General features: G+C 65.3%; 14 protein-coding genes and 2 pseudogenes. 6 read left to right on the forward strand and 10 right to left on the reverse strand.

The window, feature by feature from the left end; genetic code table 11:
* The first annotated feature begins 41 nt into the window (after positions 1 to 41).
* Entirely contained in the window at positions 42 to 1673 is a 1632-nt protein-coding gene (locus HQN78_RS05860) for an NAD(P)/FAD-dependent oxidoreductase (RefSeq protein ID WP_235088487.1), read from the forward strand.
* An 85-nt stretch (positions 1674 to 1758) separates the two neighbouring features.
* On the opposite strand, the gene HQN78_RS05865 is transcribed toward HQN78_RS05860, so the two are convergent.
* Together HQN78_RS05865 and HQN78_RS05870 are read right to left on the reverse strand one after the other, a co-directional pair.
* The gene (locus HQN78_RS05865; RefSeq protein ID WP_235088488.1) at positions 1759 to 2541 is read right to left on the reverse strand and encodes a DUF2182 domain-containing protein; all 783 of its coding nucleotides are present in this window, start codon (positions 2539 to 2541) and stop codon (positions 1759 to 1761) included.
* 6 nt (positions 2542 to 2547) lie between these two features.
* Complete coding sequence (locus HQN78_RS05870) at positions 2548 to 4092, reverse strand: tyrosinase family protein (protein WP_107798902.1); 1545 nt, start codon at positions 4090 to 4092, stop codon at positions 2548 to 2550.
* Between the two features lie 259 nt (positions 4093 to 4351).
* Between HQN78_RS05870 and HQN78_RS05875 the strand changes: the two genes are divergently transcribed.
* The gene (locus HQN78_RS05875) at positions 4352 to 5245 is read left to right on the forward strand and encodes a TraB/GumN family protein (protein WP_235088489.1); all 894 of its coding nucleotides are present in this window, start codon (positions 4352 to 4354) and stop codon (positions 5243 to 5245) included.
* 7 nt (positions 5246 to 5252) lie between these two features.
* Here HQN78_RS05875 and HQN78_RS05880 read toward each other — a convergent pair whose 3' ends face one another.
* Both HQN78_RS05880 and HQN78_RS05885 read right to left on the reverse strand, forming a co-directional pair.
* Positions 5253 to 5681: a cytidine deaminase gene (locus HQN78_RS05880; protein ID WP_107798904.1), complete on the reverse strand. Its 429-nt coding sequence runs from the start codon at positions 5679 to 5681 to the stop codon at positions 5253 to 5255.
* A 130-nt stretch (positions 5682 to 5811) separates the two neighbouring features.
* Positions 5812 to 6702: a LysR family transcriptional regulator ArgP gene (locus HQN78_RS05885; RefSeq protein WP_235088490.1), complete on the reverse strand. Its 891-nt coding sequence runs from the start codon at positions 6700 to 6702 to the stop codon at positions 5812 to 5814.
* A 207-nt stretch (positions 6703 to 6909) separates the two neighbouring features.
* On the opposite strand from HQN78_RS05885, the gene HQN78_RS05890 reads away from it, so the two are divergent.
* The 4 genes and pseudogenes from HQN78_RS05890 to HQN78_RS05905 all read left to right on the forward strand — a co-directional run bounded on the left by HQN78_RS05890 (position 6910) and on the right by HQN78_RS05905 (position 11484).
* Complete coding sequence (locus HQN78_RS05890) at positions 6910 to 9282, forward strand: EAL domain-containing protein (RefSeq protein WP_158274256.1); 2373 nt, start codon at positions 6910 to 6912, stop codon at positions 9280 to 9282.
* 150 nt (positions 9283 to 9432) lie between these two features.
* A pseudogene (locus tag HQN78_RS05895) lies at positions 9433 to 9911 on the forward strand (LysE/ArgO family amino acid transporter).
* A gap of 274 nt (positions 9912 to 10185) precedes the next feature.
* On the forward strand, positions 10186 to 10737 hold the full coding sequence (locus tag HQN78_RS05900; RefSeq protein ID WP_227103273.1) for a hypothetical protein: 552 nt from the start codon (positions 10186 to 10188) through the stop codon (positions 10735 to 10737).
* Between the two features lie 6 nt (positions 10738 to 10743).
* Entirely contained in the window at positions 10744 to 11484 is a 741-nt protein-coding gene (locus HQN78_RS05905; RefSeq protein ID WP_107798909.1) for a hypothetical protein, read from the forward strand.
* A 265-nt stretch (positions 11485 to 11749) separates the two neighbouring features.
* Here HQN78_RS05905 and prmB read toward each other — a convergent pair whose 3' ends face one another.
* From prmB to HQN78_RS05935, 6 genes and pseudogenes are all read right to left on the reverse strand, one after another.
* Entirely contained in the window at positions 11750 to 12664 is a 915-nt protein-coding gene (gene prmB / locus HQN78_RS05910; protein WP_107798910.1) for a 50S ribosomal protein L3 N(5)-glutamine methyltransferase, read from the reverse strand.
* Positions 12665 to 12766: 102 nt separating this feature from the next.
* Positions 12767 to 14143: a phosphomannomutase/phosphoglucomutase gene (locus tag HQN78_RS05915; RefSeq protein WP_235088491.1), complete on the reverse strand. Its 1377-nt coding sequence runs from the start codon at positions 14141 to 14143 to the stop codon at positions 12767 to 12769.
* 69 nt (positions 14144 to 14212) lie between these two features.
* Complete coding sequence (gene trpD, locus HQN78_RS05920; protein ID WP_235088492.1) at positions 14213 to 15241, reverse strand: anthranilate phosphoribosyltransferase; 1029 nt, start codon at positions 15239 to 15241, stop codon at positions 14213 to 14215.
* Between the two features lie 58 nt (positions 15242 to 15299).
* Complete coding sequence (locus HQN78_RS05925; RefSeq protein WP_235088494.1) at positions 15300 to 15695, reverse strand: lysozyme inhibitor LprI family protein; 396 nt, start codon at positions 15693 to 15695, stop codon at positions 15300 to 15302.
* Positions 15695 to 16263: pseudogene (locus HQN78_RS05930) on the reverse strand (aminodeoxychorismate/anthranilate synthase component II). The gene HQN78_RS05925 and the pseudogene HQN78_RS05930 overlap by 1 nt, the downstream one beginning before the upstream one ends.
* A gap of 166 nt (positions 16264 to 16429) precedes the next feature.
* The gene (locus HQN78_RS05935; RefSeq protein WP_235088497.1) at positions 16430 to 16705 is read right to left on the reverse strand and encodes a recombinase RecA; all 276 of its coding nucleotides are present in this window, start codon (positions 16703 to 16705) and stop codon (positions 16430 to 16432) included.
* Positions 16706 to 16898 lie beyond the last annotated feature (193 nt).

Raw genomic sequence — 16898 nt, forward strand, 5'->3', positions numbered from 1 at the left:
CCGCCTCGTTGAATAGACACCAACCCGTACTGGAATTCAAGATGTTGCGCATTACCGAATTGAAACTGCCGCTGGAACACGCCCCGGAAGAGCTGAACGCCGCGATCGCGGCTTATCTGGGCGTGCCGGAGCAGGACATCCGCCAGGTCGTCGTCTTCAAGCGCAGCTACGACGCGCGCAAGGGCATGATGAACCTGGCCTACATCGTCGACATCGACGTGGCCAACGAAGCCCGTCTGCTGGCCCGCTTCAAGGCCGACAAGCACGTGATGCCGACGCCGGACACCCAATATCACTATGTGGGGCAGGCGCCGGAAAACCTGGAGCGCCGCCCGGTGGTGGTGGGTTTCGGCCCCTGTGGCATCTTCGCCGCGCTGCTGCTGGCGCAGATGGGCTTCAAGCCCATCGTGCTGGAGCGCGGCAAGAAGGTGCGCGAGCGCACCAAGGACACCTGGGGCCTGTGGCGCAACAAGGTCTTGAACCCCGAGTCCAATGTGCAATTCGGCGAAGGCGGCGCCGGCACCTTCTCCGACGGCAAACTGTACAGCCAGATCAAGGACCCGCGTCATCTGGGCCGCAAGGTGCTGACCGAGTTCGTCAAAGCCGGCGCGCCGGAGGAAATCCTCTACGTGGCCAAGCCGCATATCGGCACCTTCCGCCTGGTGAGCATGGTGGAAAAAATGCGCGCCGAGATCGAGGAGCTGGGCGGCGAAATCCGCTTCCAGCAGCGTGTCGCCGACATTCATCTGGAAGACGGTCCGGACGGGCGCAAAGTGGCGCGCGGCCTGACCTTGGCCAGCGGCGAGCAGATCCGCGCCGATCACATCGTGCTGGCCCTGGGCCACAGCGCGCGCGACAGTTTCGAGATGCTGCACGGCCACGGCGTGTATATGGAAGCCAAGCCGTTCTCGGTGGGCTTCCGCATCGAACACCCGCAGACGCTGATCGACAAGGCGCGCTGGGGCAAATACGCCGGCCATCCGCTCTTGGGCGCGGCGGATTACAAGCTGGTGCACCACGCCGGCAACGGCCGGGCGGTGTACAGCTTCTGCATGTGCCCGGGCGGCCAGGTGGTGGCCGCCACCTCGGAAGAGGGCCGCGTGGTGACCAACGGCATGAGCCAATACTCGCGCGCCGAGCGCAACGCCAATTCCGGCCTGGTGGTCAGCATCGGTCCGGACGATTATCCGGGGGATCCGCTGGCCGGCATCGCCTTCCAGCGCGAGCTGGAAAGCCGCGCCTATGTGCTGGGCGGCGGCACTTACGAAGCGCCGGCGCAGCTGGTGGGCGATTTCCTGGCCGGCAAACCGTCCACTCAGGTGGGTTCGGTGCCGCCGTCCTATCAACCCGGCGTGTACTGGACCGATCTGGCCGCGGCCTTGCCGGATTATTGCATCGCGGCGATGCGCGAGGCGCTGCCGGAGTTCGGCAAGAAAATCCGCGGCTACGATATGCACGACGCGGTGCTGACCGGGGTGGAAACCCGCACCAGCTCGCCGCTGCGCATCACCCGCGGCGAGGATTGCCAGAGCTTGAACGTGCGCGGCCTGTACCCGGCCGGCGAGGGCGCCGGCTACGCCGGGGGATTCTGTCCGCCGGAGTGGACGGCATCAAGGTGGCGGAGGCGGTGGCGCAGGCCATCGCGGCGGAGCGCCGTTAAGGAAGGCGTTTAGGGGTCATTGCCGCAATGCCTTGAATCCGCCGCTTGGCTGAGGACGCGCTGAAACGGCCCGCAATCGCGGGCCGTTGTCTTTGGCGCTAGGGACTTCCCGCCGCATGGCCTTTCACGCCGCCGGCCGGGCGCTCGCGCCCGCCTGGGCGCCAAGCTTTGGGGATGGACAACAAGGGCGGCGCGCCCTCCGGCCGGCGGCGTTCCAGCAGCAGCCATAGGCCGATCGCTGCCATCAAGGGCAGATGCCCTGGCCCCGCGAGCAAAGGCGGCAACATCCAGGCCCAGCAGGCGCCCGCGCACCAGACGCCGGCGGCGAGGCCGGCGCGCAGCGCCGACAGCGCGGCCGGCCAGCCGAACGGCGACAGCCTGGGCTGGCGGTGGCAGGCTTGCAGGCCGCGCAGCCGCTGCGGCGCCGCCTGCCAGAGCCCCGCGACGCCGCAGGCGACGACGAAGGCCTGCCATGGCGCGGCGCTGAAGGTCAGCAGCGCCAGGCCGAGCAGGTGCAGCAGCAGGCCGGCGACGAGCCAGGGCACTAGATAGCCGCAGCAGAACATGGCCAGCGCCAGCGCGCGCTTGCGCGCCAGGCTGCGCAGCCACAGTTGCCGCAACGGGTCGGCCAGCAGCGGCGCCATCATCGCCAGCAGCATCAACAGCCAGGACGGCAGCCATTGCGCCGGCGGGTTCAGCCACAGCGCGCCGGTCAGCGCGTCCCAGCCGCCGCCGGGACGCTCCAGAACCCAGGCGCCGCAATAACCCGGCGCGGTCAGCCGCCGCTCCAGGGCGATCAGGCCGAGCCAGCCCAAGAGGCTGGCGCAGCGCAGCGGCCAGGGCGTGTCCCGCAGCGCGGCGATCAGGGTCTTGACCGGCATGGACGCTTACTGGCCGTGGCGGTAGACGCTGATGCGGCCTATCGTCACCTCGTCGTCGTCCTCGATGTCGGACACCGGCACCAATTGCACCCCCATCGGCGCTGTGTCCAGCGTCTGGCTTTGACACATGCGGTCCACGATGTCGGTGATCTCCAGCGTCTGGCTGACGCCGTTGCCGCCGTGCTCGGCCAGCGAGGCCTTGCGCGCGCCGAACAGCGCGATAGTGCCGGCCAAGTTCTGCGGGTGTTGCGCCGGGTCGGCGCCCTGGGGCAGGCCGACGTAGACGTTGAACGTGCCGCCGTCCACTTTGCAGCGTATGTTCTCCAGGCTGAGAAAGACGCGGTCCGGCTCTTGCGGCGCGGCGTCTGGCTGGGCCTTGAACTGGCGGGCGGCGGCCTGGCTGGCCTGGAAGCTGCTCAGCACCTTGTTCTTGGCGTCGTCGTCCAGCTGCATCTGCGCGTGGACGGTGTTGTTGCCCAGTTTGATCGCCGCCGCGTTGGCGCCCAGCAGTTCGGTTTTCGGATTGTTCGCCATGGTGTTTGCCGCCGCGGTGTCGGGATGGATGGCCGCCAGCGTCTGCATGCGCTGCGCGACACGGCTGGCGCCGCCGAGAGGGTCCGATACGTCCTGGTAGACGTAGTTCAGGTTCGGCGCCTGGGTGTTGAGCATGTCCTTGGCGACAAAGGTGTAGCCGCTGCCGTTGGGGCGCGGCATCGCGAACTTGCGGTTGACCGGGCCTTCCAGCCAATTGTCGTTGCTGGGGTTTTTGTGGCCGGGATTGCGATTGAGCCATACCTGCCACAGCCGGTCGATATTGGAGTGGTGGATCCAGAACACCGGGTCCAGGCCGGCGAGGTCGGGGTCCGACATCAGGCCGTTGCGGCCGCCGATATTGGTGTGCACCGGATTGTGCGGCAGGTTTTCCAGCCCGCCGCTATTGCCGCCGCCGTGCCAGAACGGCGTTTGCGGCCCGCCGTAGCCCGGCGGAATGCCGTTGGCGGTGCCGATGAACTGCGCGTCCTTCAAGGCGGTGAGCTGCACGGTTTCCGGGCGCAGCGTGATGTGATTGGGCTGGTTGTTCCAGCCGTAGCGTTGGGCCAGCCACAAGGGATTGGCGCCGCCGTCCGGCAAGGTCTTGGACTGGAAACAGGTGGGCAGGTCGCGCGCCTTGGCGTTGGCGCCGTCGCTGTAGTTCCAATAGGGCAAGGCCCAGTCGGCGGGGCCGCCCAGCTTGACGATCTCCGCCAGCACAATGGCTTCGAAGGCCGCCAGATAGCCGCGGTGCCAGGGCATGAAATACCAGCTCTGGTGCTGGCATTGCCGCCAGTAGGTGTTCTGATCGGCGGCGCTGGGCAGCGCTTCGCCGGCTTGCAGATAACCATGTTGTTGCCAGAGCTGGGAGTCGAAGCCGTGGATGGCGGCCAGGTAACGCCAGCTGGTGGGGTCCTTGATCGGGCGTTTCTGCATTTCCCGCACCGCCCGCGCGTACCACAGCACGGTGGGGTCCCAGGGATTGCTCATTTTCAAGATGTCTTTGCGGACGCGAGCCATGTCGTTCTCCTCGATGCGAACGCCGTTCCGGCGCGGCCGAGGCGGGAGTGGCTAAGGCTGGCGGTGAGGCGGTGTATTCGGATTAGCAAACCGCAAAGCTTTCGAACTGTCCTAAAGAACAGTTTTTGCCTCGGGGCAATTACTTATTTGAAGCGCCGCTTGCAAGTGGCCGGGCTTTGGCGCGGCAAGGGCTTGAAAGCGCGCCGGCGGGAAGGCGCCAAGCTGGTATCCTTGACCGGTTTTGATTTGGATCGCAGACATGAAACGATGGCATTGCCTTTGGGGCGTCTGGCTGGCGCTGTGCTGGCTTCTGCCGGCGGCCTTGGCCGCGGCGGCGCCGGCCTACGGCCCCTTGTTCACCTTCAGCAAGCAGGGCCGCACCCATTATCTGTACGGCACCATGCATGTGGGCCGGCCGGGCTCCGACGCGCCGGACTGGGGCTTGGAACAGGCGCTGAGCGCCAGCGACGCGCTGGTGCTGGAATTGGACCCGACGGCGGAGGCGGCGGTGGCCGAGGTGACGGCGCTGGCCGGCGCCGCCGCGCCCAGGCAGTGGCGGCAGTTGGACGCCGGCAGCCGGGACTCCTTGCTGAGTCAGTTGGATCAGATGGGCGTGGCGCGCGAGCAGGCGCGCAGCCTGGCGCCCAGCCTGTGGCTGATGCAGCTGGCGCTGCGGGAATACCAGCGCATGGGGCAGCAGGCGCAGCACAGCCGCGAAGCGATGTTGCTGGAGATGGCGCGCGCGGCCAGGCGGCCGGTGCTGGCCCTGGAAACGGCCGGCCAGCAGAGCCGTTTATTGTTTGAGATGCCGGCGCCGGCGCTGCGCGAATGGGTGCGTCAGAGCGCCGAATGGCAGGGCGCGGAGGAGGCGGATCGTTATTACCGGGATTTGATCTCAGCTTGGGAGCGCGGCGATCTGGACGCCTTGCAGGCCTTGGTGGCGCTGCCCGGCTATCCGCGGCTCAGCGCCTGGACCCAGCATGAAATGCTGGACCGCCGCAATCTGGCGATGGCGCGCCGCATAGACGACTGGGCGGCTTCAAAGCGGCTGTTCGTGGCGGTGGGCGCGCTGCATCTGGCCGGCCCCCAGGGCTTGGTGCGCCAGCTGCGGCAGCGCGGCTACCAGCTGAGGCCGGCGCCGCGCGCGCCGTGAGCGGGCTTTAGCTCGCGTCCTTGAGGTTCTTGGGTCCGAAAGCGCCCGGCAGCAGCACTTTCAGCGTGGTGTCTATCTGATCCTCGCCGTCGCAGATGGCGCGCACGCGCATGGACGGGCCGAATTCGTTCAGCACCTGGCGGCAGGCGCCGCAGGGCGGCGTAGGCGTGGCGGTGGGGGTGTAAATGCAGACCGCCAGGACATCCTGGATGCCGTGGTTGGCGCGCGCGGCGTAGATCGCGGTGCGCTCGGCGCAATTGGTCAGGCCGTAGGAGGCGTTTTCCACATTGCAGCCAATGTGGATCTTGCCGGCGCCGTCCAGAATGGCGGCGCCGACGGCGAACTTGCTGTAAGGGACATAAGCCTGGCGAGCCGCCAGGCGGGCGGCCATTTCCAACTCGGCCCATTGCTCGTTGTTGGGTGTGTTGCCGGTCATATTGCCTCCGTTGCGGTTGGCGTGGCATGTTGCGCCGCGCGCGGCCGGGCTGTCAATATCCCGCCGCGGCGCGCGCGTCCGGCTTCAGTACAGCAGAGGCGTCCGCTCCGGCGCAAGCCGCGCCGACTGGTCATTGGCGCAGGTGGTCCCGGCAATGCCGCGCCATCGCGTCGGCCAGCGCCTGCGACAAGGCCGACTCCACCCGCCAGTGGTGCCAATACAGCGGAATGTCCAGATGCTGCTGCGGAAACAGGTCGATCAGCCGGCCGGAGGCGATGTCGTCTTCCAGCATCAGTTCGGGCAGCAGGCTGTAGGCCAGGCCCTGGCGGGTGATTTCGACGAAGCCCTGCGGCGTGGGCACCGTCAGATAGGGGAAGCCGCCGTGATAGGACACGGTGTGCAGCAGAAATTCGCGATGCACGTCGTCCTTGCGGCTGTACAGAATGGTGGGCGCGGCGGCCAGCGCCGTTTCGGTGACGCCGTCCGGAAAGTAGCGGTGGGCGAAATCGCGGGTGGCGACGCATAGATAGCGCATATGGCCCAGGAACAGACTGTCGCCGCCCTGGATAGGCTGCGGCCGGGTGCTGACGCAGCCGACCACGTGGCCGGCGCGCATCAACTCATGGGTGTAATCCTGATCGTCCACCATGATGTCCAGCAGCACCGGCTGGCTGTCCAGCACCGGCTGCACCGCCTGCAAGAACCAGGTGGCCAGGCTGTCGGCGTTGACGGCGATGGCGAGGGTGGTGAACTCCGGCCGCGGCCCGCTGGGCAGCAGGGTGTTCATCAGCTGGTTTTCCATCAGACTGATCTGGCGGAAGTATTGCAGCAGCTGGCGGCCGGCCTCGGTGGGTTCGGCCGGGATGGTGCGGGTCAGCACCGGCTGGCCCAGTTGTTCTTCCAGCTGGCGGATGCGTTGAGAAATGGCGGACTGGGTCAGGAACAGCTTTTTGGCCGCCTTGTCGAAGCCTCCGGTTTCGGCGACGGCCGATAAGGTTTCCAGTTGTTTCGGATCAAGCATGTTTTTACGTCCTTGCCGTGATAATTCCACGGTGTTTCTTGCCTTATCGCCGCCACCTATGGCATGTTGTGCTGCTTCGTCCGAACACGGACGGTGCAAAGGTTTGCCTGCACGCGGTGGCGGCATAAAAATAATTAGAGCGGCTGGCGGCGACGGTTCTGATCGGCTGGCGCCGGCGGCTCATGGCCAATGACAGGCATGTTGAAGATGCAAGCAGATAATAAGGCACTATTGGATGGCATGTGCCGTTTTATCGGAGTTCGGGCGGATCATATGGCGACGCTCAGCGCCCATGCTCCGTTGTTGTTGTCGCGCAAGGAGGCCTTGGGCAAGGAGTTCTACTGGTATGCGATGAAATGCCCGGACACGCTGGCGCTGCTGAGCGAGCGCCTGCCGGGCGGTATCGATTCGCTGGTGGACGCCTTATTGCAGTATTGCGAGCGGATGCTGACCCGCCCGGTCAACGGACGCGCCGCCCGGCGCGTGGTGGAGCAAGGGCGTTTGATGCGCCAACTGGGCGTGGGCCTGATGTGGGTGGTGGGCGCTTACGAGCGCTGCCAGGCGCATTTCCTGGCGCGCTTGACCGAGGCCGGGCTGGCCCTGGACGAGCTTGCCGCGTTGTCGCGGCTCTTGCGCAAGCGCATTCTGCTGGACCAGATGCTGCAATTGCACGGCCACCAGCAGTCCTTGCAGGAGGCGGTGGACAGCAAGCACCGCCATTTGCAGACCATGTCCGGCCTGTACGCCACTCTCAGCGGGGTCAGCATGGCCCTGGTGCGCTGCTCTGAGCGCCGCGAACTGTTCCAGGCGATTTGCGACGTCTGCGTCCGCGAGGGCGATTTCTCCCATGCCTGGGTGGGCCTCTTGGACGCCGACTCCCAGTGCGTGCGTCCGGCGGCGATGGCCGGCGTTCACGCCGAAGCCTTCATTCCCCGGCTGCAAGTCTCCGCGCTGTCCGAAAGCCTGCATGGCCGCGGCCCCAGCGGCCGGGCCATCCGCGGCCTGGCGGTCCAGGTGGTCAACGACTGCGGCGAAGACCCGTCGATGCAGCCGTGGATGCGGGTGCTCAACGCCAGGAATGTGCGCAGCGCGCTGGTGGCGCCGCTGACGCTGCGCGAGCAGGTGATCGGCACCTTGTCGCTTTACTCCGGCCAGCCGGGGTTTTTCGACGACACCAAGGTGGCGCTGGTGGACACCATGGCGCGGGAGATCAGCCGCGCGCTGGAGCGCCAGGACGCGCTGGAGCGCAGCCATCGCGCCGAATCCGAACTGGCCTTCCTGTCCTTCCACGATCCGCTGACCGGCCTGCCCAACCGGCACCTGATGAAGGAACACATCAACAAGCAGCTGCAGATCCGCCGCGCCAACGCGCGGCTGGCGGTGCTGGTGCTGTCCATCGAGGGCTTTCACGAAATCAACGCCCGCCTGGGCCACGAGGGCGGGGACGCGGTGCTGTGCGAAGTGGCCAACCGGCTGCGGCGCTGCATCTATCCCTATGGCTACGTCGGCAGGGTGGGCGCTTCGCGCTTTGTCGCCTGCAGCGACCGTCACGAGCAGCTGGACCAATTGGTGGACAGCCTGATGGGCAGTCTGCAGCAGCCGGTGGACTGCATGGGGGTGGTGATCCACACCCGTTGCAGCATGGGCATCGTGGTGGAGCCGGTGAACGGGCGCAGCGACGCCGCGGCGCTGCTGCGGCGCGGCGAGCTGGCGCTGAGCCGGGCCAAGGAAGCCGGCGGCGGCCACTGCCGTTACTACCATGTAACCATGGACGAAGAAATCCAGCACATGCACGCGGTGCGCAACGCCTTCGCCGTGGCCATCGCCCGCGATGAACTGGCGCTGTTCTACCAGCCCAAGATCAATCTGCGCGACAACCGCATCGAGGGCGTGGAAGCGCTGGTGCGCTGGCGCCGGGACGGCCGGCTGGAAATGCCGGGCGCCTTCTTCCCGGCGATAGAAAACACCGATCTGATGCGGGAGCTGGACTGGTGGGTGCTGCGCGAGGCCTTGCGCCAGTCCGGCGAATGGCTGGCGGACGGCCGCCATATTCCGGTCAGCGTCAATCTGTCCGCCATCACCTTGAAACACGAGGGCTTCGTGCCCGGCATCCAGGCCTTGTTGCAGGCCTATCCCTTGCCGGCCGGTTATCTGGAGCTGGAGGTGCTGGAGAGCGTGACCCAGCAGGAGGCGGAGCAGATCACCGCCAAGCTGGAGCATTGCCGCGACCTGGGCCTGTCCATCGCCTTGGACGACTTCGGCACCGGCGCGTCCTCGCTGGTGCATTTGCAGCAGCTGCCCTTCGACACCATCAAGATCGATCAGCGCTTCGTCCGGCTGCTGCTGGATACGCCGGGCAACGAGGCCATCATCCGCAGCATGGTGTCCTTCGCCCATTACACCGGCCGCAAGCTGGTGGTGGAGGGCGTGGAGAGCCGGGCGATCTGGGACCGTCTGCTGGAGATAGGCTGCCTGGACGGGCAGGGCTACGAAATTTCGCCTCCGGTGGACCCCAAGCACTTGCCGGCGTGGATCGCGGACTGGGAGCGGCGGGTAAGTATTAATTCAGCTTATATATAATAATTTTTATTAGTTTTACTTTGATACGTCGCTCCCTTAGTCTGTGTCCAAACTTTCCGGGAGCGGTACGTGTTCAACTTCAGCGTTTATCTGTCTGCCCTTGGGCTATCCATCGGGCAGATCGTCGGCATTGGGCCGCAGAATGCCTTCGTGCTGCGGCAGGGCATAGGCCGCAGCCACATCCTGCCCATCATCGTCATCTGCATCGTCGCCGACGTGTTTCTGATCGCCTGCGGGGTGATGGGGTGGGCAAGCTGCTCAACGCCATTCCCGGCTTCATCGTCACCGTGACCTGGCTGGGCGCGGGCTTCATCCTGTGGCTGGGCTACAAGGCCTTCCGTTCCGCGCTGACGCCGGGCGCGATGTCGCTGGCCGGCGGCGTGGAGCGGGACCGCAAGCGCGCCATCCGTACTGTGCTGGCGGTGACCCTGCTCAATCCCTATACCTGGCTGGATACCGTGGTGTTGATCGGCGGCGTGTCCGCCATCTACGGCGAGAGCGCCGCGCCGTCCTTCCTCTTGGGCAGCCTCAGCGCCTCGGTGCTGTGGTTCGGCGGCATCGGCTGCTTCGCCGGCAAGCTGGCCCCTTGTTCCAGCGGCCGCAAAGCTGGCGGGTGCTGGATTGCGTGATCGGTCTGGTGATGTTGTTCACCGCCTTCATGTTGTTGCGCAATTACGGTTTTGAAGGGATGGCCTGAGCGGCTGAGAAGGCGTTTGACGCACGGTTTTTTGAAAGTGACGGCTTGCTTTTGGGCAACCCGTCACTTTTTCATATACGGTTTGTCGTGACAAGGTAATTTTTCACTGCGTAAATATTCATTTGGAATTGCAAAATAACTTTGTAAATACCAAATCATTTACCATAACTAAATCTCCGTTGTGAACAACATAAGGAGAGTTAGTCATGAAAGCTTTGATTCAAGCCAGTCTGATGGCGGTTTCCGTGTTGGGCGGTCTGTCTTCCCCGGTGGTGGCAGCCCCGGTGAACAACAGTTATATCCAGTCCAGCGCCAATGAGATCCGCGGCTTCCTCGGCGGCTACGCGCGGCCGACGGTCTACGTCAACCAGTATGCCTGCCGCGAGCCTCAACTCAGCGCGATGGCGTGCGGTCCTTACACCATCAGCGTGGGCACCGGCTTCCTGCAGCAGCAGGAAAACAGCTATGGCAACTATGTGGCCAAGTTCATTCTGGCGCACGAATGGGGCCATTCCATCCAGTTCACCCATAACATTTACCGTCAGGCGCCGATGCAGGAGCTGCAGGCCGACTGCGTGGGCGGCACTTTCGCCAAGTACGCTGAAACCAATCTGCGTTATCCGAGCTTCATCGAGAACGCGGTGGCTTCGGCGCGCAACGCCGCCGATTACGGCGAGCACGGCACGCCGTCGCAGCGCGATTACTATTCGCGCTACGGCCACGCCAACGGCCTCAATGCTTGCCTGAACTCGATCTGATCGATAATGGGCAAGCGAGCGTGGGGGCTGGCCGGCGGGCTGGCCTTGCTGGGTTTGGCCTGGCTCAGCCTGCCTGAGCCGGTCCGCGCGCGGCTGGGTTTGAGCGAGCCGGCGCCGGAGGCTCCTGCGGCCTTTGTCGCCGCTCAATCGGAGGCTGCCGCGCCGGCCAAGGGCGCCGGTCCGGCGCGGGCTTACCAGGGCCTGAGCTTCGCGGTGGGCGACGGCCCGCCGCCGGCCGCGGCCCCGGCGGAGCCCTTGCCGGAGAGCAAGGCCGAACGCCAGCGCAAGCAGGCCTTGCGCCAGCTGGGCTATGCCATCGACGAGCGCTTCTACCGGATGTCTTTGGCCGACTTGCGCAAGCTGGCCGCCGCCGGCAATGTCCAGGCCCTGACCCATCTGGCCGAACGCTATTTGTTCGAGCTGGACGGCAAGCCGCAGCGGCCGGGCTTCGAGCCGGAGATGCGTTACCGTGAGGAGGCGCGCGCCGCCTTGCAGCAAGCGTATCGGCTGGGCAACCGGCATGCGGCGGCGATGATCTCCGAGAGCTATCTGCTGGAGCGGCAGCCCTTGGAGGCCGCGGCCTGGAATCTGGTGGCGCGGCGAGCCGGGGACGCGCTGAGCGCGGACTGGTTTCTGACCACCAAGGACTACCGGCAGTTGAACGCCGGGCAGAAAGCCGCGGCGGCGGAGCGGGCCGAGCAGATCTGGCGTGAACTGCATCCGGGCGCGGTTCAGTCCAAGGGCTAGCGGTCGCAAAAAACCGGCGACATCCGCAAGGGTGTCGCCGGTTTTCTCCTTAGAGCCTGTTCAAAGTCTCGCGAGCAATGGCGAGACAAGGCGAAAACAAGCGAAAAAGCGGAATGTACAAGTGGTACATGAGCATTTTGAGGATGTTTTCAACGCCGTATCGCCGAAGCACAGCAGACTATGAACAGGTTCTTAGCCGAAGCTTGGCGTTTTCCACGCCCTTGTCCAACAATCCCGCTGAAGCGCAGCGGACTTTGACACGTTTTTACTGCGCGTCGGCGGCCAGGCCGGCCACCAGATCCTCGCGGGTGATCAGGAAGACGAAGCCGTCGCCGCTTTCGGTTTCCATCCACATGAAGGGCAGGGTGGGGAAGCATTCTTCCAGCATGTCGCGGTTGTGGCCGATTTCCACCAGCAGCACGCCCTTGTCGTTCAGGAAGTCCGGCGCGCGGCGCAGGATTTCGCGGGTGGCGTCCAGGCCGTCTTCGCCGGAGCCCAGCGCCAGTTCCGGTTCGTGCAGGTATTCCGGCGGCAAGGCGTCCACCGATTCGGCGTCGACATAGGGCGGGTTGGAGATGATCAGATCGTACTTGTCCTCGATGCCCTCGAACATATCGGTGTGGATCAGCTGCACGCGCTCGTCCAGGCCGTAGTTCTGCACATTGATGGCCGCCACTTCCAGCGCGTCCAGCGAAATGTCCACCGCGTCGATTTCCGCGTCCGGGTAGTGGTGAGCCAATTGAATCGCCAGGCAGCCGGAGCCGGTGCACAGATCCAGCGCGCGCTGGACCAGCTCCGGGTGTTCGATCCACGGCTGCAGCGGTTCGCCCAGCAGTTCGTAGATGAAGGAGCGCGGCACCAGCACGCGTTCGTCCACGTAGAAGTTGAAATCGCCCTGCCAGGCTTCGTGGGTCAGATAGGCCACCGGCACGCGCTGTTCGGCGCGGCGCTCGATCATGTCGATCACGTCCTTGACCTCGGTGGGCAGCAGCTTGGCGTCCAGGAAGGGCTCGAGCTGGTCCACCGGCAGCTTGAGCGCGGACAGCGTCAGATAGGCGGCTTCGTCGTAGGCGTTCTGGGTGCCGTGGCCGTAGAACAGGCCGGCGTCGTTGAAGCGGGACACGGCGAAACGCAGCAGGTCGCGCAAGGTGTTGAAGCTGGATGCAGCCTGGGCGTACATGGTTTTCCTTTCAATACAACAGGGACATGGCGGCGGCCATGTCCCCGGCGGTGTGGGTTCGCGCTCGCGCGGAGCGCGGTCAATGAGGCTGGGCCGTCGGCGTCAGAACGGCAGCTTGGCGTCGGTGGCGGTGCCCAGCACGCGGCGGAAGTCGCCCTTGATGCGTTCCAGCGCCGCGTCGTTGTCGGCCTCGAAGCGCAGCACGATCACAGGCGTGGTGTTGGAGGCGCGCGCCAGGCCGAAGCCGTCCTTGTATTCCACGCGCAGGCCGTCCATGGTGTTGACCTCTTCGGCGCCGTCGAAGCGGGCGGAGGCCTGCAGCTTGGCGATCAAGGCGTGGTTTTCGCCTTCCTTGGCCATTTTCAGATTCAATTCCGGCGTGGACACCGCATTGGGCAAGGCGTTGAGCAGTTCGCTCGGGTCGTCCACGCGGGACAGCACTTCCAGCAGGCGGGCGCCGGCGTACATGCCGTCGTCGAAGCCGTACCAGCGCTCCTTGAAGAAGACGTGGCCGCTCATCTCGCCGGCCAGCAGCGCGCCGGTTTCCTTGATCTTGGCCTTGATGAAGCTGTGACCGGTGCGCGCCATCACCGGCACGCCGCCGTTCTGTTTGATCCAGGGCTTGAGCAGACGGGTGGATTTCACGTCGTAGATGATCTTGGCCTTGGGGTTGCGCTCCAGCACGTCGGCGGCGAACAGCATCAGCTGGCGGTCCGGCCAGATGATGGTGCCGTCCTTGGTCACCACGCCCAGGCGGTCGCCGTCGCCGTCGAAGGCCAGGCCGATTTCGGCGTCGGTCTTCTGCAGCGCGTCGATCACGTCCTGCAGGTTTTCCGGCTTGGCTGGATCCGGGTGGTGATTGGGGAAATTGCCGTCCACGTCGCAGAACAGCTCGCGCACGCGGCAGCCCAGGCGGCGGAACAGCACTGGGGCGAAAGCGCCGGGCACGCCGTTGCCGCAGTCCACCACGATGTTGAGCGGGCGCTCCAGCTTGATGTCGGAGGTGATGCGGTCCAGATAGGCTTCCGCGATGTCGTGGGTGCCGTAGCCGCCCTCGCCGCTGGCGAGATCGCCGTCGACGATGCGCTGGTACAGCTTCTGGATGTCGTCGCCGGCCAGGGTGTTGCCGGCCAGCATCATCTTGAAGCCGTTGTAGTCCGGCGGATTGTGGCTGCCGGTGACCATGACGCCGGACACCGAACCCAGTTCGTGAGCGGCGAAGTACAGCATGGGGGTGGCGACGCGGCCGACGTCGATCACGTCGACGCCGGCGGCCTGGATGCCTTCGGCCAGCGCCTGGCACAGATCCGGGCCGGACAGGCGGCCGTCGCGGCCGACCACAACGGTTTTCACTTTGCGGGCCTTGGCTTCGGACCCGACGGCCTGGCCGATCTGGCGGGCGACTTCATTGGTCAGGGTCTTGCCGACGATGCCGCGGATGTCATAGGCCTTGAAGATGTCTTTGGACAGTTTGCTCATGGCGTTCTTATGCAATCGAAATGAAAGAGGCGCGCGGAGCGGCGGCGCTCCGCGTCGGAAATTAGGGGCTCAGACGGCCAGCGCGGCGCTCAGGCTGATCAATTGGTCCAGCTTGGCGCGCGCCTGTCCGGAGTCGAGCGCTTCGCGCGCCATGGTAACACCGTCGGCCAGGGTAGGGGAAACGCCGGCCGTGTAGATGGCGGCGGCGGCGTTGAGGCAGACGATGTCGCGCGCGGGGCCGGCTTGGCCGTCAAGCACCGACAGCAGAATGTCGCGCGAGGCGGCGGCGGTGTCCGCGCGCAATTGCTTGAGTTCGGCGAAGTCCAGGCCCAGTTCGCGCGGGTCCAGCTCGTACTCTTCGATTTGCCCGTTCTTTAGTTCAGCCACCATGCTGGGGCCGGACAGGGTCAGCTCGTCCAGGCCGTCCAGGCCGTGCACGATCAGCGCGTGGCGGCTGCCCAGCTGTTTCAGCACCCGCGCCTGGATGCCCACCAGGTCCGGGTGGAACACGCCCATCAACTGGTTTTCGGCGTCGGCCGGATTGGTCAGCGGCCCGAGGATGTTGAAGATGGTGCGGGCGCCCAGCTCCTTGCGGATGGGCGCCACGTGGCGCATCGCGGTGTGGTGGTTGGGGGCGAACATGAAGCCGATGCCGATTTCGTCGACGCAACGGCCCACTTGCTCGGCGTTCAAGCTCAGCTTGACGCCCAGCGACTCCAGCACGTCGGCGCTGCCGGAGCTGGACGACACCGAGCGGCCGCCGTGCTTGGCCACGCGGGCGCCGGCCGCCGCGGCGACGAAGGCGGAGGTGGTGGAGATGTTGAAGGTATGCGATTTGTCGCCGCCGGTGCCGCAGGTGTCCACCAGGTGGTCGCGTTGGCTGATGGGCACCGGGGTGGCGAACTCGCGCATCACCGTGGCGGCGGCGGCGATTTCCAACACCGACTCCACCTTGACGCGCAGGCCGATCAGGATGGCCGCGGTTTGCGCCGGCGTCAGTTCGCCGCGCATGATCTGGCGCATCAAGTCCAGCATTTCATCATAGAACAGCTCGTTGCCGTCGATCAGACGGTTCAGCGCGGCCTGCGGGGTAATCATCGGGGGAGTCCTTTTGCTTGCGTGGGCGGCGTCGCGCGAAGGCTCGCCGTCCGGTGATTCAATTGCCGGCGTGCGCCGCCAGTTGGGAGAGGCGCTGCTCGATCAGATCGACGCGGCAGGCGGTCCGCGCCTGATCCGCGCCGTTGCCGCTGGCGTAGCTGCTGGCCACCCAGCGGCACTGCTTGTCCAGATAGGTCTTGAAGGCGCGGCCGGATTGGCTGAGCGCCAGCCGGGCGCGGTAGCGGTTGCCGGTGATCTGGTCCAGTTCGCGCATCGCCGCGGCGGCCTGGTTCTCGCCGCGGGTCAGTTCGGCCTCGGCCTTGCTCAAGCGCTGTTGCAGACAGACGGACACGGCCGGGCTTTGCGCCTCGGCCCGCATGCAGTCGTCCAGCGCGCCGGCCTGCGCCGCGCTGGACAGAGTCAGTGCGGCGCTCAGCATCAACATCCTCTTCATCAGGCGAACTCTTTCAGGAAGTTGTCCAGCATCGCGTGGCCGTGATCGGTGAGGATGGATTCCGGGTGGAACTGCACGCCTTCGATCGGCAGCGTCTTGTGGCGCACGCCCATGATTTCGCCGTCGTCGGTCCAGGCGGTGACGTCCAGGCAGTCCGGCAGCGTCTCGCGCTCGATCACCAGCGAGTGATAGCGGGTGCAGGTCACGGGATTGGGCAGGCCGCGGAACATGCCGACATCGCGGTGTTTGACCGGCGACACCTTGCCGTGCATCAGTTGTTTGGCGTGGACGATGCGGCCGCCGAAAGCCTGGCCTATGCCCTGATGGCCCAGACACACGCCCATGATGGGCAGTTTGCCGGCGAAGTGCCGGATGGCCGGCACCGATACGCCGGCCTCGTTGGGCGTGCAGGGCCGGGGGAGATCACCAGGTATTTGGGCTGCAGCGCTTCGATTTGCTGCAAGCCGATTTCGTCGTTGCGGAACACCTTGACCTCCTGGCCCAGTTCGCCGAAGTACTGGACCAGGTTGTAGGTGAAGGAGTCGTAGTTGTCGATCATCAATAGCATGTTTGGCTTAAACCTTTGATTTCACTGGCCTTAAAGGGTTTACCAGCTATTTGATGCCTCCGGCGGCGTCCGCGCGTTTGAGCGCGGGCCGAACGGGGAGGCGGTTGGAGCATGAGAATCAATATACCGGATCGGGCAAAAGTGCGCAGCTAGCTTGGCGGCCTGCCTATTCGGCGATCGGGTCAAGGTCCGCCGCCGCGGCCTGGCCGCGCTCCGTTCGCGCCAGATCGACGACGGCCTGGATCGCGGCCCTGGCCTGCGGGCTGTTGTGCCAGCAGCTGGAGCCCATCATGTCGGCGATCTGGCGGGTCAGCAAGGCCGGGTCCTGGTCCGCCAGTTGCGGCAAGGAAGAAAAGCCGATTTGCTCCAGCCTTGAAACCACGGTGGCGCCCACGCCTTTCAAAGCCACCATCTTGTCTTTTTCATTTGCGCTGAAACCCATGCGGCCTCCCGGTCTTGATTGCGGTCCGCCTCACAGGATACACGCGCCGCGCGGTTTGAATGAGAGGCGGCGGAGATGTTTCGCGCCGATGCCGCTCTTAGAGCGTGTTTACGATCTCGCGAGCTAGAGCGAGACAAGGCGAAAATGGCTGAGAAAGCGAAATGTACAAGGGGTAGATGAGCATTTCGAAGCG

Source organism: Chromobacterium sp. Beijing, from assembly GCF_021496765.1.
GTDB lineage: Bacteria > Pseudomonadota > Gammaproteobacteria > Burkholderiales > Chromobacteriaceae > Chromobacterium.

Coding starts and splice junctions, on each gene's coding strand:
- HQN78_RS05925 (WP_235088494.1), bottom strand. CDS start 15,695: ATGAAGAGGATGTTGATGCTGAGCGCCGCACTGACTCTGTCCAGCGCG.
- trpD (WP_235088492.1), bottom strand. CDS start 15,241: ATGATTACCCCGCAGGCCGCGCTGAACCGTCTGATCGACGGCAACGAG.
- HQN78_RS05875 (WP_235088489.1), top strand. CDS start 4,352: ATGAAACGATGGCATTGCCTTTGGGGCGTCTGGCTGGCGCTGTGCTGG.
- HQN78_RS05880 (WP_107798904.1), bottom strand. CDS start 5,681: ATGACCGGCAACACACCCAACAACGAGCAATGGGCCGAGTTGGAAATG.
- HQN78_RS05905 (WP_107798909.1), top strand. CDS start 10,744: ATGGGCAAGCGAGCGTGGGGGCTGGCCGGCGGGCTGGCCTTGCTGGGT.
- HQN78_RS05885 (WP_235088490.1), bottom strand. CDS start 6,702: ATGCTTGATCCGAAACAACTGGAAACCTTATCGGCCGTCGCCGAAACC.
- HQN78_RS05860 (WP_235088487.1), top strand. CDS start 42: ATGTTGCGCATTACCGAATTGAAACTGCCGCTGGAACACGCCCCGGAA.
- HQN78_RS05870 (WP_107798902.1), bottom strand. CDS start 4,092: ATGGCTCGCGTCCGCAAAGACATCTTGAAAATGAGCAATCCCTGGGAC.
- HQN78_RS05935 (WP_235088497.1), bottom strand. CDS start 16,705: ATGGGTTTCAGCGCAAATGAAAAAGACAAGATGGTGGCTTTGAAAGGC.
- HQN78_RS05900 (WP_227103273.1), top strand. CDS start 10,186: ATGAAAGCTTTGATTCAAGCCAGTCTGATGGCGGTTTCCGTGTTGGGC.
- HQN78_RS05890 (WP_158274256.1), top strand. CDS start 6,910: ATGCAAGCAGATAATAAGGCACTATTGGATGGCATGTGCCGTTTTATC.
- HQN78_RS05915 (WP_235088491.1), bottom strand. CDS start 14,143: ATGAGCAAACTGTCCAAAGACATCTTCAAGGCCTATGACATCCGCGGC.
- HQN78_RS05865 (WP_235088488.1), bottom strand. CDS start 2,541: ATGCCGGTCAAGACCCTGATCGCCGCGCTGCGGGACACGCCCTGGCCG.
- prmB (WP_107798910.1), bottom strand. CDS start 12,664: ATGTACGCCCAGGCTGCATCCAGCTTCAACACCTTGCGCGACCTGCTG.